This window comes from Arthrobacter arnarulunnguaqae, from assembly GCF_051262515.1.
Classification (GTDB): domain Bacteria; phylum Actinomycetota; class Actinomycetes; order Actinomycetales; family Micrococcaceae; genus Arthrobacter_N.
This window is the reverse complement of sequence record NZ_JBIMER010000024.1, coordinates 19,267-33,910: the sequence shown is the minus strand read 5'-3', so window position 1 is coordinate 33,910 and position 14,644 is coordinate 19,267. Positions and strand designations below refer to the sequence as shown.

Below are 14,644 nucleotides of genomic sequence, written 5' to 3'. Positions count from 1 at the left end.
TGACGTCGAACTCGCGCTCCGCCTTGGTGAGGATGTCCGCGGCGTAGACGCCCGCGGGGCCCGCGCCGATGATGGCGACGCGAAGGGGACGGTCGGCGGCTGGGTTGGACACGTGTGTTCCTTCCGGGGAGAAGTGGGCGCGCGGCGACATTGCGCACGGCAACCGAGTCTAATTGGCCCCGGGCCGCACCGAAAACGAAAGGGACGAACGGCTCCCCCCACCGCCCGTCCGCATGGACCCCGCGGGCCCCTCGAGGAAGCCCGTCAGATGGAGTCGATGATGCCGCCGACCTGGCGCCCGGTGCCGGCCGCCGTCGTCTGGTTGGTCTCCAGGAGCCTGCGCGCCCGGCGCACCAGTTCCAGCGTGTCGTTGGCCGCGGTGATCCAGTCCGCTTCCTTCTTGTCGTAGCCCTGGCGGTTCTGCTCGTCCTCCCAGTTGTCCGCGACGAAGTTCTTCTGCTGCTCGCGGTCGCCGATGATGGTTTCGATCCGACCGGCGATGCGGAGGATGTCGCCCTCGATCCGCGCCGCCGCGCCGGAATCGAAGGAGATCGTGTCCTTGTCCTTGCCCATTCTCGTGTCCTTTCGGTTCGGCCCCGGGGCCGGGTGGTTCGGTGGGGTGCGGTGGGCTAGGCGCCGCGGTTGAAGCCCGCGACGGTCGTGCCGGACGCCTGGCCGGCCGCCGAGGCGCCCTCGTCCTGCATGGTGTCGTCCATCGTGATGTAGGCCTTGGCGGTCTCCGCCTGGCCGGCGGAGATCGACGCGAGGGCGGAGATCAGTTCGCTCTGGACGCGCTGGGACTCGACCATGAAGTTGCGGTAGGCGGCCGCCCCGTTGCCGGAGAACGTGGTCTCCAGGTCTTCCACCCCGTCCACCAGTTCCTCGACGAGCTTGACCAGCTCGGCGCCGGAGTTCTCCGACTGGGTCGATGCGTCTCCCATGGCGGGGACGTTCATCTTTCCTTTGAAGCTCATGTGCTTTCCTGCCTGTCGGTGTGGGGGCTCTCCCGCTCAATGGAACGCCAGGGGCGCGAACCGGTCAAGCGCCGCCCATGGGGAGAACTCCCCACTCACGGCGCGAAGGTGGCCGTTTTCCTCCACTGGAATGACATGATGGTTGCGGACCCAACGCAACCCTCCAGCCCGAAAGGCCACAGTGGCAACGGAATTCGACAGCCAGCTCATCGAATCAGTCGCCGTGCGCCGCAACCGGATGACGGACGCCTTGCTCTACGGCCGCAACCCCACCGAACGCCGCTGGAAGGCGACCACCAGACAATTCCTGTTCAGCGTCGTCGCCGCCGCCCTGATCGCCGCGATCTGCGTGGCGGTCTCCTTCGTCTCCAACCTGATGGCGGACCAGCAACGCCAGCGGGCGGAACGGGAACAGTCCACCAGTTCCCCCCTGTCCATCCGGCACGACGGTGGTGCGCCGTCACCGCGCGCCGCCGCCGGGAACGCGCCCGCGGGCGCCGGCTGGATCGGTGACTAGCGCCATGGCCCAGCCGCACACCCGGGTGACGCTCAAGGGAACCCGCCGCCACGTCGATCTCCTGCTGCCCTCCACCGCCGAGGTCGGCACCCTGATGCCGCGGATCCTGGAGCTGGTCGGGGACACCCCGGGAGAAAAGGTGACGACCAAGGTCCTGCTCACCTCCACCGGGGAATCGATCCCCGCCGGCGCGACGCTCGCCGACGCCGGCGTCCTGGACGGCGCGCACCTAACACTCTTCAGCCACGAGGATGCGCCCCCTCCGGCGGTGGTCTACGACATCTCCGACACGGTGGTGGAGCAGGCGGAGGACATCGGCGGACACTGGACGCGCGGACAGCTCGCGGCCGCCTCCGGCGTCTTCTCGGCGCTGGGGCTGCTGCTGGCGCTTGAAATCACCTTCGGCTCGCTCCTCCCGGACCAGCGCTGGTGGTCCTACCTGGGCCTTGGCGCCGTCCTCCTGGGTCTGGGAGCGGCCGTCGCGGCGGCCTCCAAGCCCGTCGCGGCGACCCTCATGACGGCGGGCTGGGGCGCGGCCCTGCTGGGGCTGTTCCACTGGGACGCGGCGGGGCCGGCGCGCGTGTTGCTGGCCGCGGCCGCGACCGCGGCGCTGACCGCATGCCTGGCCACCGTGGTGCGCCAGCCCAGGTCCACCCTCACCGCCGCCGCGGTCATGGCCGCGCTCACCGGGGTCTGGACGCTCGCGCTGCCGCTCACGGAGTGGGCGGCCTCCAACGACCCTGCTGGCCAGGCCGCGGGCATCGGCGGCTTCGCGGGGATCTGCTCGGTCCTGACACTCGGGCTCCTTCCGGGCATCGCGCTGTCCGCTTCCGGCCTCGCGACGCTGGACGACAGGCGCGCCACCGGTTCCGCCATCTGGCGCCGGGACGCGCTGGCGGCCATCCGGGCGGCCCACCGCGGCCTGACCCTCTCCACGGTGGCCACCGCCGTCTCCGCCGGTCTCGCCATGTGGATGGTCGCCGCGGACGCCTCGCGCCCGGCGTGGTCCCTTCCGCTGGTCTTCGCGTTGGCCCTCGCCACGCTCCTGCGCGCACGTTCGTTCCCCATGGCGATCGAACGCCATGCGCTCTACGCCGCGGCCGGCATCGGCGCCGCCGCCGGTTCGCTGGCGCTCGCCGCACTCGGCCCGGGCACCGTCTGGATCGTCGGCGCCGGGGTCCTCGCCGTATCGCTGCTGATCGCGCTGGGACTCGGCGTGACCCTGCCCGAACACACCGGGGCGCGCCTGCGGCAGGTCGCCGAACGCGTAGAGGTCCTCGCGATCCTCGCCACGGTCCCGCTGCTCGTCGGCTATTTCGGCGTCTTCTCCACGATGCTCGCGACGTTCTAGGCCAAGGAAAACGGATGAACACGCCCCAGCAGCCGCACCGCCCGCCCGCCGGGCGTCCCGCCGTCGACCCGTGGGCGGCCACCGGTGACGATCTCTGGGCCCCCGCCGCGCCGCCAGCGGCCGCCCCCCACACTCCCGGGGCGGCGTCGTCCGCTATCGACTCCCCGCTCGACGGCGACCGCAGGCGCCTCTCGAAAACCGCCGCTACCGGAGGCACGCTGCGCAGGGTGCTGCGCTCCCTGTTCTCCTCCGCCGGCACCCCCGCCGAGATGGTTCAGCAGACGACCCTCGCCCAGGCACCCGTGACGACCGGCCGGCGCATAGCCGTCCTGTCCACGCGAGGAGGGGCGGGCAAGACGACGGCGGCGGCCCTACTCTCCCGCCTTTACTCGGCCGTCCGCCCGGACACGGTCGCCGTCCTGGACCTGGACCCCGGCCGCGGAAGCCTGGCCCTGCGGCTGGGCCTGGACGGCGCCGCTCCCGTCGACGCCCTGGTCCGGGACACGACCGGGGGCAGGCTGCCCTCGGCGGCCGCGTTGGGCGGACTCCTGGGGCATGCGGCGCCGAACCTCTTCGCGACGGGCCCCCGCTACGACGCCGATGCCGCCGCCCATGCCACTCTCGCCGATGCCGCGGATGCCGCCGCGTTGCGCGCGACGTGTTCGGCCGTCTCGCGCTATTTCCCGATCACGCTGCTGGACTGCCCCACCGGTTTCGAGGCCCCCGCCACACAGGCCGCCCTGGCGGACGCCCACGCCGCGGTCTACGTGGTCCCGTCGACGCTGTCCGGGCTGGACGACGCCCTGGGCCAGCTCGCCCGCTGGCGCAGGGACCCCCGTCTGGCCGGCATCCCGCTGGTGGTCCTCGTCCTGCAGCAGGACAAGGCCTCCCCGCTCGCCGCGCTCGGCCAGGCCGCCCGGCTCGCGCGTCTCGGTTTCGACGCCTACGCGATCGGCTACGACCGGCACCTGGCCGCCGGCGCCGACGTCGTGCTGCGGTTGCTCGGACCCGACTGCCGCGTCGCCGTGGCGACCGTCGCCGGCCAGGTTCTGCGGCTCGCCAACGGGGCGCGCTAGCCATGTCGCAGAGGATCGTCCACCGTCCCGCCCGGACCTCGGTCCCGCTGCGCGGCTTCCGGCCGTTCGGCATCGACGGCCCGCCTCCCGTGGACGGCGAAGCACCGGGTCTGAACCTCATGGCGATCGTCCCGATGCTCGGCGGCGCCGTCTCGATGACGGTCATGATGATGTTCCGCAATTCGCCGTTCGCGGCCGTCGGCGCCATGATGATGATCCTGACGGTCGTGATGTCCGTCTTCATGATGTTCAGCCAACGCGGCAAGCAGGCGCGGGCACGCACCCAGGCGCGCGACCTCTACATGCGCTACCTCGAGCGCACCCGCCTGAGGCTCCGCGCCGACGAACAGGAGGCCGTCCGCACGGCGCGGATCGGCAGCCCGCCGCCGCGGGCCCTGTTCGACATCGTGCGGAACCCCCTGCGGCTGTGGGAACGGCGCCGCGGCAACACGGACTTCCTCGAGGTCCGCGTCGGCACCGGCGAGCGCCCGTGCCGGTCGATCGAGATCACCGTCGGCGCGGGATCCACCCAGCAGCTCGATTCGTTCATGGTGGCCGAGGCGGAGATCCTCAAGCGCCGCTACTCCGCGGCGCCGGACATGCCCATCACGGTGCCGCTGGATTCGGCGGGGAACGTCAGCATCGTGGGCTCCCGCGAGTTCGTGGTGGCGCTGGCCCGGAACATCCTGGCCGAGGCGGCCGCGTTCCATTCCCCCGAGGACCTCGGGATTGCCATCGGCACGCCGGAACACCACCGCGACGACTGGGAGTGGGCCACTTGGCTTCCACACCTCGCGGACCAGGACCAGCGCGACTCCACGGGCCTGGTGCGGCGCATGGCCCCGGACATGGGCGCCCTCGCCGCCCTCCTCGCCCCGGACCTGGCGCGGCGCACCAAGCTGGCCGTCGAGGCGCGCAAGACGGACGCCCCGCTGGGGCAGGCCTTCTCTCGTCTGCTCGTGGTCTCCGATGCGCACGGCGGCCCGTCCACGGAGCTGCCGCTCACGGACCGGTTCGTCGAGCCAGCCCGCCTGGGCCTGACGATCCTGCATCTGGTCCACGACCGCGGCCAGGAGCCGAGCGAGGTCTCCGTGCGCATCAGCCAGACACCGGACGGATTCGAGGTGCACAACTACCGCGGCGACCCCGTCCACCCGGAGACCACCACCGGAACCCTGGACGAGCTGGACGAGGCGACGGCGTCCGCGCTCGCCCGCGAGCTGGCGCCGCTGCGCCTCTCCGCGGACTCGTTGGAGCACGGTGGCGCCGTGGAGGGCGCCCAGAGCTTCCTCGGGATGCTGGGGCTCTCCCACCGCCTGGACCGGGACGACATAGAGCGCACGTGGGCACCGCGCGGCGAGGCGGACTTCCTGCGCGTGCCGCTGGGACCCGACGACCGGGGCAAGCCCACCGTGCTGGACCTGAAGGAATCGGCCCAGTTCGGCATGGGACCGCACGGCCTGTGCATCGGGGCCACCGGCTCCGGCAAGTCGGAAATGCTCCGGTCGCTGGTGTTCGGCCTACTCGCCACCCATTCCCCGGACACGCTCGCCATGGTCCTCGTGGACTTCAAGGGCGGCGCGACGTTCGCCCCGTTCGAGGGCGCGCCGCAGGTCACCGGCATCATCACCAACCTCTCCGACGACCTCTCCCTCGTCGAGCGCGTGTACGCGAGCCTCAACGGGGAGATCCTGCGCAGGCAGGAGGTCCTCAAGGCCGCCGGCAACATCGCCAACATCACCGACTACCAGATCCACCGGACCGAGCGGCTGGCCCGCGGGGAGACGATGGCCCCCCTGCCGCACCTGGTCATCATCATCGACGAGTTCGGCGAGCTGCTGACGGCGCGTCCGGACTTCATCGACCTCTTCCTTTCCATCGGCCGGATCGGGCGCTCGATCGGCGTCCATCTCCTGCTCAGCAGCCAGCGCGTCGAGGGCGGCAAGCTGCGCGGCCTCGAGACCTACCTGTCCTACCGGATCGGTCTGCGGACCCTGTCGGAGTCGGAGAGCCGCACCGTGCTGGACACCCCCGACGCCTTCCACCTGCCGCCGGTGCCGGGCTACGGGTACCTGAAGGTGGACACCACCGTCTACTCCCGCTTCAAGTCCGGCTACGTCTCCGGCCCGCTGGAGGCGGAGGAGTCCACGGAGGAGCTGCTCTCCGCGGCCACGGAGCCTCCCGCCGTCGTTCCCGTCCCGCGCTACGCGGGCGAGGTTGCCTCCGGGACGGCCACCGGGACCAAGACCCGGACGACGGCGGCCCGGCGCACCACCGGGCCCACCGCCATGTCCACCCTGATGGACACGTTGCGCACCTTCCCCCGCGCCGTCCAGGAAATCTGGCTCCCGCCGCTCCCCTCGGCGGTCTCGCTCGACGCCGCGGTCGGATCCATCCACCCGGGCGAACGCGGGCTGCGGCTCGAACACGGCGGGAAGCTGCGCGTGCCGATCGGCCTGCTGGACGACCCCGCCCGGCAGTGGCAGGGTCTGTGGGAGATCGACTTCACCGCGGGCGGTGGGAACCTCGCGATCGTCGGCGGGCCGCAGTCCGGCCGCAGCACGGCGCTGCGCACCCTGGTGGCCTCCCTCGCGCTGACGCACTCCCCCCACGAGGTCGGCGTCTACTGCATCGACCTGCTGGGCTCGGGTCTGCTCCCCCTCGCGGGCCTGCCGCACGTCGGAGGGACCGCCATCCGCACCAACCGCGAGGTCGTCCGGCGCACCGTCGAGGAGGTCATGGGCATGCTCCTGGTGCGCGAGCGCGTCTTCGAGGCGCACCAGATCGACTCGCTGGCCACCATGCGCCGCCTGTGCGCCGCGGGCGGGCTGCCCGAACTCCCCAGCGCCGACGTCTTCCTGGTCATCGACGGCTACGGACAGATCGCCGACGACTTCGAGGAGATCCAGGACAGCGTCAACAACCTCATCATGCGCGGCGGCGGCTACGGCATCCACGTGGTCACCACGCTCAACCGGAACGCGGAGCTGCGCATGGCCCAGCAGGGATTCTTCGGCAACCGCGTGGAAATGGCCCTGACCGATCCCGCCGACTCCGCGATCGACCGCAAGATCGCGGCCGGCGTCAGCTCCGACGCGCCCGGCCGGGGACTGTCCGACCGCAAGCTGATCGGGCATGTGGCGCTTCCGCGGATCGACGGGTCCGCCGACGCGGAGGACATGTCCGACGGCCTCCGCGACCTCGTGCGGCAGGTCGCCGAGTCCACCCACGCCCAGGCGATGCGCGTGCGGGTGCTGCCCGGCGCCGTCGGCCTCTCCTCCGTTCCCGAACCGCGGTCGCGGGGCGTCTTCCCGTTGGGGCTGCGGGAGGTGGACCTGGAGCCGCACCTGCTGGACACCACGTCCAAGGACCGCCACCTGATCGTGATGGGCGACGAGGAGTGCGGGAAGTCCAACATCCTGCGCAACTACATCCAGACGATGGTCGCCCAGCACACCCCCGAAGAACTCCTCTTCGCCGTCTACGACCCCCGCAAGGGGATGGACAACGTGGTGCCGGACGACTACCTCGGCGGCTACGCCGGGAGCGCCGCCGTCGCGGAGCAGTTGTCCGCCGCGCTGGTCAAGGAACTGCAGTTGCGCACCACCGGCGGAACCGACGGGGAGAAGCCCGGAACCGCCCGCCTGGTGGTGGTCGTCGACGACTACGACGTCCTGACCGCCGGAGGGGGCTCCCCCATGGGACGCATGGCCACGTACCTGCCCATGGCCGCCGAGCTCGACCTGAACGTCATCCTGACGCGCAAGGTGCGCGGAGCCGGCCGCGGCATGTACGAATCGTTCTTCGCCGCGCTGCGGGACTCCGGCTCCGCCGCGCTGATCATGAGCGGCGACCGGGCGGAGGGCGGCCTGGTCAACAACGTCCGGGCACGCGCGCTCCCCCCGGGGCGCGGCCAGCTGGTGCAAACGGGAAGGCCGCTGCAGACGGTGCAGACGTTCCTCCATGGATAACCAACCCGCCGGACGCGGTTCCGGGCTGCTGTTCGGCCTCGGTGCCTACGGGATCTGGGGCATCCTGCCGCTCTACTTCATCTCCGTGGGCATCGCGGCCCCGTTGGAGATCGTGGCCAACCGGATCGTGTGGAGCCTGGTGTTCTGCTGCCTGCTGCTTACCGCCACGCGCAACTGGCACCCGCTGCTCGTGCTGCTGCGCGACCGCGGAGCGATGCTGCGGCTGGTCGCCGCCGGGTGCCTGATCGCCGTGAACTGGCTGACCTTCACCTACGCCGTGCTCAACGGCCATGCCGTGGAGGCGTCCCTGGGCTACTTCATCAACCCGCTGGTCTCCACCGCGCTCGGGGTGCTGCTGCTGAAGGAGAAGCTGAACCGCATCCAGTGGACCGCCATGGGCTTCGGGCTGCTCGCCGTGTTGGTGCTGACGTTCGCCCACGGCAACGTCCCCGTGATCGCGCTGACGCTCGCGTTCTCCTTCGGCCTGTACGGCTTCGTGAAGAACCGGGTCGGCCGCACCGCGGGAGCCGTGACCACGCTGTCCGTCGAGACCGCCGTACTGGTCCTACCGGCCGCGGGCTACATGGCCTGGCTGCTGTCCCGGGGCGAGGCGACCCTGCTGTCCTCCGGCCAGACGCACCTCTGGCTGATGGTCTCGGCCGGGATCGTCACGGCCGTGCCGCTGCTGCTCTTCGGCGCGGCCGCCAGCCGGCTCCCGCTGACCATGATCGGCACGCTGCAGTACCTGGCGCCAGTCCTCCAGTTCATCATCGCGCTCACCGTCCTGAACGAGGAGATGCCGCTGGAGCGGTGGATCGGATTCGGTCTGGTCTGGGTGGCGATCGTGCTCCTGACGCTGAACCTCGCGCGTCGTCCGCGCGTGCGCAGCTAGCCCTCCGGGTCAAGCGTTGGCGCGGATGGCCGCCTCGAGGACGTCCAGCGCGTCGTCGAACAACTCGTCGCCGATGACCAGCGGCGGCAGCAGGCGGACCACGTTGGAGTAGGTGCCGCAGGTGAGGATGACGACCCCTTGGGCCAGGCAGCCGGCCGCGATCCGCTTCGTCAGCTCGGCGTCCGGCTCCGTGCCGCCGGCCTTGACGAACTCGATGGCCAGCATCGCGCCGCGTCCGCGCAGGTCCCCGATCGCGGGCAGTTCGGACGCCAGCGGCCGCAGGCGCGCGTAGAACCGCTCTTCGATCTCGCGGGCGCGGGCGTTGAGGTCCTGTTCCGCCATGAAGTCCACGGCCGCCAGGGCCGCCGCGACCGCGACCGGGTTTCCGCCGTACGTCCCGCCGAGTCCGCCCGGGTGGACGGAGTCGAGCAGTTCCGCGCGTCCGACGATCCCGGAGAGCGGCATGCCGCCGGCGATGCCCTTCGCGAGGGTCAGGATGTCGGGAACGACGCCCTCGTTCTCCACGGCGAACCATGCGCCCGTGCGGCAGAATCCGGACTGCACCTCGTCGGCGATGAAAACGATCCCCTGCTCCTTCGCCCACTCGGCGAGGCGAGGCAGGAAGCCCTCGGCGGGGACGATGAAGCCGCCCTCGCCCTGGATCGGCTCGATGATGATCGCCGCGATCTGGTCGCCGCCGATCTGCTTCTCCATGCCCAGGATGGCGCGCTCGGCCGCCTCCTTGCCCGAGATGTTCGGGTTCTCCTCGCGGAAGGGATAGCTCATCGGCATCCGGTAGATCTCGGAGGCCAGCGGGCCGAATCCGCGCTTGTACGGGGCCGCCTTGGCGGTCAGGCCCATCGTCAGGTTGGTGCGGCCGTGGTAGGCGTGGTCGAAGGCGACGACGGCGGTGCGTCCGGTGGCGACGCGCGCGACCTTGATCGCGTTCTCCACGGCCTCGGCGCCCGAGTTGAAGAACACGGACTTCTTCGCGTGGCTGCCGGGGGTCAGCTCGGCGAGGCGCTCGGCCAGTTCCACGTACCCCTCGTACGGGGTGACCATGAAACAGGTGTGGGTGAAGCGGGCGGCCTGCTCGGCGACCGCGGCGGCGACCTTCCGGTTGCCGGCGCCCACCGTGGTGACCGCGATCCCGGACCCGAGGTCCACCAGCGAGTTGCCGTCGACATCGACGATCACCCCGCCGTCGGCGTCGGCCGCGTACACGGGAACCGCGGAGGCGACGCCCGCCGCGACCACGTCCGCGCGGCGCTCGGACAGCGCCTGTGATTTCGGTCCGGGGAACGGCCCCGTGATGCTGCGCCTCTGCTCGAGCCGGTACTGGATGTCCACGAAGGTTCCTTTCGCGCCGAATACGTCTTCCGCCGAGACTATGTGCGCGCCGTGCGCGACGCCACGGCCGCCGGCACAGAAGGGCCCGCGGGCGGCTGTGCAAGTGCATAACGCGCTGGCACGGCCGCCCGCGGGCCCGATCGGTCCGCCGGACTAGTTCTCCGGTGCGACCTCCACGGGCAGGTCCTCCTCGGCTTCGGGAGTCCGCGACAGGTTGACCAGCGCCAGCGCCAGCCCGCCCCACACGGTGAGGATGGCGATGATCATCATCGTGATGGCAATTCCGGTCATCGGGTTGCCTCCTTGTTCTCGGCGGCCGAGATGGCCGCGTATTCGGGATCGTTGTGGAGCTTGGAGTTCCGGCCCCACGGAATCAGCGTGAGCAGGACCGCCGCGACGATCAGCCCCACGGACATGCCCCACCCGAAGACGTTCAGGAACCACGCCGGGTAGCCCTCGTAGGGCGTCGTGATCTTCGCGATGAGTTCACTGACCAGCATGTACGTCAGCGCGAGCGGGGCTACCAGGGCCACCACCGCCATCCAGCCCCTGCGCATCTTCACGCTCGAGAACCTGTTCAGGTGCTCGGAGAGCACCGGAAGCTTGCGGAAGACCCACGCGACGACGATGACCGCGACCAGCGCGCCCGCCAGGATGCCGAAGCTGTTCACGAACGCGTCGGAGACGTCGAGCAGGTACAGGCCCGTCGCCGTCGGGAAGAGTGCGATCGAAATGACCGCCATGGGAACCGTGACGGCGAGGCTCGCCTTGGCGCGGGCCCAGCCGAGCTTGTCCTGGACGGCGGCGACGATGACCTCGAGAATCGAGATCAGCGACGTCAGGCCGGCGAAGACCAGTGCCCCGAAGAACAGCACGCCCAGCACCGCGCCGAACGGGGCCTGCGAGACGATGGTGGGGAACGCGATGAAGGCCAGACCGATGCCGGCCCCGGCGACCTCGTCGACCCCCGTGCCGGCGGCCTGGGCCATGAAACCCAACGCGGCGAAGACGCCGATGCCGGCGAGGATCTCGAATCCGGAGTTTGCGAAGGCCACCACGAAGCCGGACCCGGTGAGGTCCGACTTGCGCTTGAGGTAGGACGAGTACGTCACCATGATGCCGAACGCGACGGACAGCGAGAAGAAGATGTGTCCGTACGCGGCGGCCCAGACGGCGGGATTGCCCAGGGCCTCCCAGTTCGGGGTGAAGAACGCGTTCAGTCCCTCCGCGGCGCCGGGGAGGAAGAGCGAGCTGATGACCAGGGTCAGGAACATGACAACCAGCAGCGGCAGGAAGATGCCGTTCGCCTTCGAAATGCCCTTGCGGACGCCGCGGACCATGATCCAGATGACGACGGCCCACACCGCAAGCAGCGGCAGCAGGACCGCGGGCACGAAGTCGAACCCGAGCGCCGGGACCTCCGCCACCTGGAGGAATTCACCGAACAGGAAGGCCTCGGCGTCGTCGCCCCAGGCCTGCGTCACGGAGAAGAAGGTGTACATGGCGGCCCACGCGATGATCACCGCGTAGTAGACGGCGATGACAAAGCAGACGAGAACCTGCCACCAGCCGAGGACCTCCGCGCCGCGGTGCAGGCGCCGGTAGGCCAGCGGCGCCGAGCCGCGGAACTTGTGGCCCACCGCGTAGTCGAGGAACAACAGCGGAATGCCGGCCGTCAGCAGCGCGGCGAGATACGGAATGAGGAACGCTCCCCCTCCGTTTTCATAGGCGACGTACGGGAAGCGCCAAATGTTTCCCAGGCCGACGGCGGACCCGATCGCCGAGAGGATGAAGAGCCGGCGCGTGGAGAAGGTTTCCCTCGCGGCGGCGGTGGCAGGGGCGTTACCCGGGCCACCTTTTGATGGAGAGTTCATGGTGACTAGGGTAGACGCGTCATCAACGCGTCACAATGAGAACCGCCGTCGTCATGGCGACCTCTTGTTGCGTGGAATATGAGTCCGATGCACAACGCCGCCTACGATTGCCCCATGGCGATCACACTGGCCGGGCTGCTGGCCTCGCCCGAACTTGGCCTGCGGCCGCTCAACGGCCCGGGGGATCTCGCGGACGTGCCCATCAAATGGGCCGCCGTGACCGAGCTTCAGGATCCCTCACCCTTCCTTGGCGGTGGCGAGGTCCTGCTCACCACCGGGCTGCGGCAGAAGACCGCCGCCGCCCAGTCCGCGTTCGTGGACCGGGCGGTCGACGCCGGCGCGCTGGCCCTGGGATTCGGTACCGGGCTGACGCACGCCAAGGTTCCCGCCGCCGTCGTGCTCCGAGCGGCCGAGGTCGGGCTGCCGGTGTTCGAGGTCCCCTACGCCACCCCGTTCGTGGCCATCACGCGCATGATTGCCGAAGCCATCTCCGCGGACCACCTCGGGCGGATGCAGCGCCTGCTGCGCGGCCACCAGCAGTTGGCCGCCGCGTTGCTCGGTGGCGGCGGGCTGGAGGACCTCCTGCGCGAGCTCGAGCGCCTGGTCGGAACCACGGTGGCGCTGGACCACTACGGCGCGCGCGTCCACGGTCCGCCGACCGGGACGGCCGACTGGCACGAGGCCCCGATCGCGACCGGGCTCAAGGACCGCTGCACCCTGTACGTCGCCGAGCCGTTCGCCCGCGACGGGCTGGTGGACTACGCGCGGGCCTTGATCGGCGTCGAGCTGGCCGGACAGGCACGCCTGCGCGAATCCCGGCGCACGGTCGCCGGGCAGGTCCTTGGCGACCTCGCCCACGGGAACATCGAGGGACAGGACGCCGCCCTGCGGCTTCAGGCCGTCGGCATCGCGGCGACCGGCCAGAACTGCGTCCTGCTGGCCGAGGCCGCGGAGGGCGTCCGGCGCCGCCTGCGCACCCTGCCGCTCCCGCCGCCCCTTGGCCACACCGTCGGCGCGCTCCTGGACGGCCGCCTCGCCGTCGTGCTCCAAGCCGACGACGGCGCCGCCGCCGCGTCCGCGCTGGCCGACTACCTCGAGGGCGCGGGGATCGAGGCGCGCGTCGCCTACGGGGGCGCATACGCCCAGGCATCGGGCCTGCGCTGGAGCTACTTCGAGGCGATCGGGGCCCTGCGCCACGGCGGACGCGTCAACCCCCCGTCCCGGCTGTCCCTGACGTCGCTGCTGCTGGCAGCCCGCGACGTCCCCCTGGAGGCGCTTGCCGGCGAGGCGTTGGAACCCCTGGAGCGGTTCGACGCCGCCCACGGTGCGGGGTTGTTGGCCACCTTGCGCTCGTTCCTGGACCTCAACGGGAGCGTCGGGGCCACCGCGGACGAGCTCGGACTCCACCGGAACACCGTGCGGTACCGCCTGCAGCAGATCACCGAGCTCAGCGGCTACGACCCCTCGACCACCGCGGACCGCGTCCAACTCTGGCTGGCACTCTCCGCGAAGGACGTCCACTGATGGGCGGCTTTTTGGCATCCGTGGATCCGCTGGCCCTGGCGCTGTGGCTGGACCTGATCGGGATCTTCGCCTTCGCGGTGTCCGGGGCGCTGCTGGCCGCCCGCAAGGGTTTCGACATCGTCGGCTCCCTGGCGCTGGCGCACGTGACCGGCCTGGGCGGGGGAATCGTGCGGGACCTGATCATCGGGCAGGGCGTTCCGACGTCGTTCACCTCCGTGGTGTACCTGGTGCCACCCGTGCTGGCGACCATCGCGGTGTACCTGGTCTCCTCGCGCCTGCACCGCTTGAACCGCTGGATCCTGCACTTCGACGCCGCCGGGCTGGCCCTGTTCTGCATCGCGGGGACGGAAAAGGCGCTCGGTGCGGGGCTCTCCCCCGTGGTCGCCGCGCTGCTCGGCGTGGCCACGGCCTGCGGCGGCGGGCTCCTGCGGGACATCGCCGCCAACGACGTGCCGCAGCTGTTCAACCACCGCGACATCTACGCCCTGCCGGCCATGCTGGGCGCCGGGCTGACCGCGCTCGCGTGGTCGCTGGGAGTGTTCAACCTCGGCGTGGGGACGGGCATCGCGATCGTCGTGTTCACGTTCCGGGAGCTGGCCCTGCGCTACAGGTGGCGCGCGCCACTTGCCGTGCGGGGGTGGACGCGCCCGACGCGCTCCGGAGACCGATAGGATTCAGGCATGGCTGAGATGTTCGTTGAGAAGTTCCGTTCCCTGGTCCCGCAGTACCTCGACGACGTCTGGGTGCCCGAGGACGGGTTGACGGGGAGCGAGCTCGACGACGCCCTGGACGACGCCGGCGTCGAGATCCCCCAGGCGCTGCGCGAGTTCTACCTGGCCCTGGGCGGCTGCGAGGACCTGATGGAGGCGTACTACTTCGTCTGGGATCCCGAGGAGCTGGAAGTCGAGGACGGCTACCTCCTGTTCATGGAGGACGAAGAGGAGGAGTACGTCTGGGGCATCCGCGAGGACCACCTGGACATCCCGGATCCGATCGTGCACCGCCGCCACAACGTCCGAGGCACCTGGAAAAGCGAAGAGGGCACGTTCAGCGAGTACATGCTGGACATGTACTCCTGGGTCTTCGACGAGCTCGAACCCGAGCTGGAGAACTAG

The 14,644-nt window shown here is 70.6% G+C and carries 13 protein-coding genes; 8 read left to right on the top strand and 5 right to left on the bottom strand.

Features of this window, described 5'->3' with window-relative positions; all coding sequences use genetic code 11:
- Window positions 1-264: 264 nt before the first annotated feature.
- Both ACHAAJ_RS14705 and ACHAAJ_RS14700 read right to left on the bottom strand, forming a co-directional pair.
- A complete protein-coding gene (locus ACHAAJ_RS14705) occupies window positions 265-573 on the bottom strand; it encodes a hypothetical protein (protein ID WP_435728992.1) in 309 nt (102 codons plus the stop codon).
- 56 nt (window positions 574-629) lie between these two features.
- On the bottom strand, window positions 630-974 hold the full coding sequence (locus tag ACHAAJ_RS14700; protein WP_435728991.1) for a WXG100 family type VII secretion target: 345 nt from the start codon (window positions 972-974) through the stop codon (window positions 630-632).
- Window positions 975-1,155: 181 nt separating this feature from the next.
- Here ACHAAJ_RS14700 and ACHAAJ_RS14695 point away from each other — a divergent pair, with 181 nt between their 5' ends.
- The 5 genes from ACHAAJ_RS14695 to rarD are packed head-to-tail and all read left to right on the top strand — an operon-like array spanning window position 1,156 to window position 8,781.
- The gene (locus ACHAAJ_RS14695; RefSeq protein WP_435728990.1) at window positions 1,156-1,491 is read left to right on the top strand and encodes a hypothetical protein; all 336 of its coding nucleotides are present in this window, start codon (window positions 1,156-1,158) and stop codon (window positions 1,489-1,491) included.
- 4 nt (window positions 1,492-1,495) lie between these two features.
- A complete protein-coding gene (gene eccD, locus ACHAAJ_RS14690; RefSeq protein WP_435728989.1) occupies window positions 1,496-2,842 on the top strand; it encodes a type VII secretion integral membrane protein EccD in 1,347 nt (448 codons plus the stop codon).
- A gap of 14 nt (window positions 2,843-2,856) precedes the next feature.
- The gene (locus ACHAAJ_RS14685) at window positions 2,857-3,918 is read left to right on the top strand and encodes a nucleotide-binding protein (RefSeq protein ID WP_435728988.1); all 1,062 of its coding nucleotides are present in this window, start codon (window positions 2,857-2,859) and stop codon (window positions 3,916-3,918) included.
- A 2-nt stretch (window positions 3,919-3,920) separates the two neighbouring features.
- Window positions 3,921-7,889 carry a type VII secretion protein EccCa gene (eccCa, locus tag ACHAAJ_RS14680; RefSeq protein ID WP_435728987.1) on the top strand — a complete coding sequence of 1,323 codons (3,969 nt, stop codon included), beginning with the start codon at window positions 3,921-3,923 and terminating at the stop codon, window positions 7,887-7,889.
- Window positions 7,882-8,781: an EamA family transporter RarD gene (rarD, locus tag ACHAAJ_RS14675; RefSeq protein ID WP_435728986.1), complete on the top strand. Its 900-nt coding sequence runs from the start codon at window positions 7,882-7,884 to the stop codon at window positions 8,779-8,781. Before eccCa ends, rarD begins: the two co-directional genes overlap by 8 nt.
- A 9-nt stretch (window positions 8,782-8,790) precedes the next feature.
- On the opposite strand, the gene gabT is transcribed toward rarD, so the two are convergent.
- The 3 genes from gabT to ACHAAJ_RS14660 form a co-directional block, all read right to left on the bottom strand.
- The gene (gabT, locus tag ACHAAJ_RS14670) at window positions 8,791-10,131 is read right to left on the bottom strand and encodes a 4-aminobutyrate--2-oxoglutarate transaminase (protein WP_435728985.1); all 1,341 of its coding nucleotides are present in this window, start codon (window positions 10,129-10,131) and stop codon (window positions 8,791-8,793) included.
- Between the two features lie 153 nt (window positions 10,132-10,284).
- The gene (locus tag ACHAAJ_RS14665) at window positions 10,285-10,422 is read right to left on the bottom strand and encodes a methionine/alanine import family NSS transporter small subunit (RefSeq protein WP_435728984.1); all 138 of its coding nucleotides are present in this window, start codon (window positions 10,420-10,422) and stop codon (window positions 10,285-10,287) included.
- Window positions 10,419-12,005: a sodium-dependent transporter gene (locus ACHAAJ_RS14660; RefSeq protein ID WP_435728983.1), complete on the bottom strand. Its 1,587-nt coding sequence runs from the start codon at window positions 12,003-12,005 to the stop codon at window positions 10,419-10,421. Before ACHAAJ_RS14660 ends, ACHAAJ_RS14665 begins: the two co-directional genes overlap by 4 nt.
- Before the next feature lie 114 nt (window positions 12,006-12,119).
- Between ACHAAJ_RS14660 and ACHAAJ_RS14655 the strand changes: the two genes are divergently transcribed.
- Genes ACHAAJ_RS14655 through ACHAAJ_RS14645 form a run of 3 tightly spaced genes read left to right on the top strand, consistent with a single transcriptional unit; the run spans window position 12,120 to window position 14,644 of the window.
- Window positions 12,120-13,529, top strand: a complete 1,410-nt coding sequence (locus ACHAAJ_RS14655; RefSeq protein WP_435728982.1) for a PucR family transcriptional regulator — start codon at window positions 12,120-12,122, stop codon at window positions 13,527-13,529.
- Window positions 13,529-14,200 carry a trimeric intracellular cation channel family protein gene (locus tag ACHAAJ_RS14650; RefSeq protein ID WP_435728981.1) on the top strand — a complete coding sequence of 224 codons (672 nt, stop codon included), beginning with the start codon at window positions 13,529-13,531 and terminating at the stop codon, window positions 14,198-14,200. Before ACHAAJ_RS14655 ends, ACHAAJ_RS14650 begins: the two co-directional genes overlap by 1 nt.
- Window positions 14,201-14,209: 9 nt before the next feature.
- On the top strand, window positions 14,210-14,644 hold the full coding sequence (locus tag ACHAAJ_RS14645; RefSeq protein ID WP_435728980.1) for an SMI1/KNR4 family protein: 435 nt from the start codon (window positions 14,210-14,212) through the stop codon (window positions 14,642-14,644).

Excerpts from the sequence above, each read along its gene's own strand:
- eccD (WP_435728989.1), top strand. The coding sequence starts at position 1,496 with ATGGCCCAGCCGCACACCCGGGTGACGCTCAAGGGAACCCGCCGCCAC.
- ACHAAJ_RS14655 (WP_435728982.1), top strand. The coding sequence starts at position 12,120 with ATGGCGATCACACTGGCCGGGCTGCTGGCCTCGCCCGAACTTGGCCTG.
- ACHAAJ_RS14700 (WP_435728991.1), bottom strand. The coding sequence starts at position 974 with ATGAGCTTCAAAGGAAAGATGAACGTCCCCGCCATGGGAGACGCATCG.
- ACHAAJ_RS14665 (WP_435728984.1), bottom strand. The coding sequence starts at position 10,422 with ATGACCGGAATTGCCATCACGATGATGATCATCGCCATCCTCACCGTG.
- ACHAAJ_RS14650 (WP_435728981.1), top strand. The coding sequence starts at position 13,529 with ATGGGCGGCTTTTTGGCATCCGTGGATCCGCTGGCCCTGGCGCTGTGG.
- ACHAAJ_RS14685 (WP_435728988.1), top strand. The coding sequence starts at position 2,857 with ATGAACACGCCCCAGCAGCCGCACCGCCCGCCCGCCGGGCGTCCCGCC.
- ACHAAJ_RS14705 (WP_435728992.1), bottom strand. The coding sequence starts at position 573 with ATGGGCAAGGACAAGGACACGATCTCCTTCGATTCCGGCGCGGCGGCG.
- rarD (WP_435728986.1), top strand. The coding sequence starts at position 7,882 with ATGGATAACCAACCCGCCGGACGCGGTTCCGGGCTGCTGTTCGGCCTC.
- ACHAAJ_RS14645 (WP_435728980.1), top strand. The coding sequence starts at position 14,210 with ATGGCTGAGATGTTCGTTGAGAAGTTCCGTTCCCTGGTCCCGCAGTAC.
- eccCa (WP_435728987.1), top strand. The coding sequence starts at position 3,921 with ATGTCGCAGAGGATCGTCCACCGTCCCGCCCGGACCTCGGTCCCGCTG.
- ACHAAJ_RS14660 (WP_435728983.1), bottom strand. The coding sequence starts at position 12,005 with ATGAACTCTCCATCAAAAGGTGGCCCGGGTAACGCCCCTGCCACCGCC.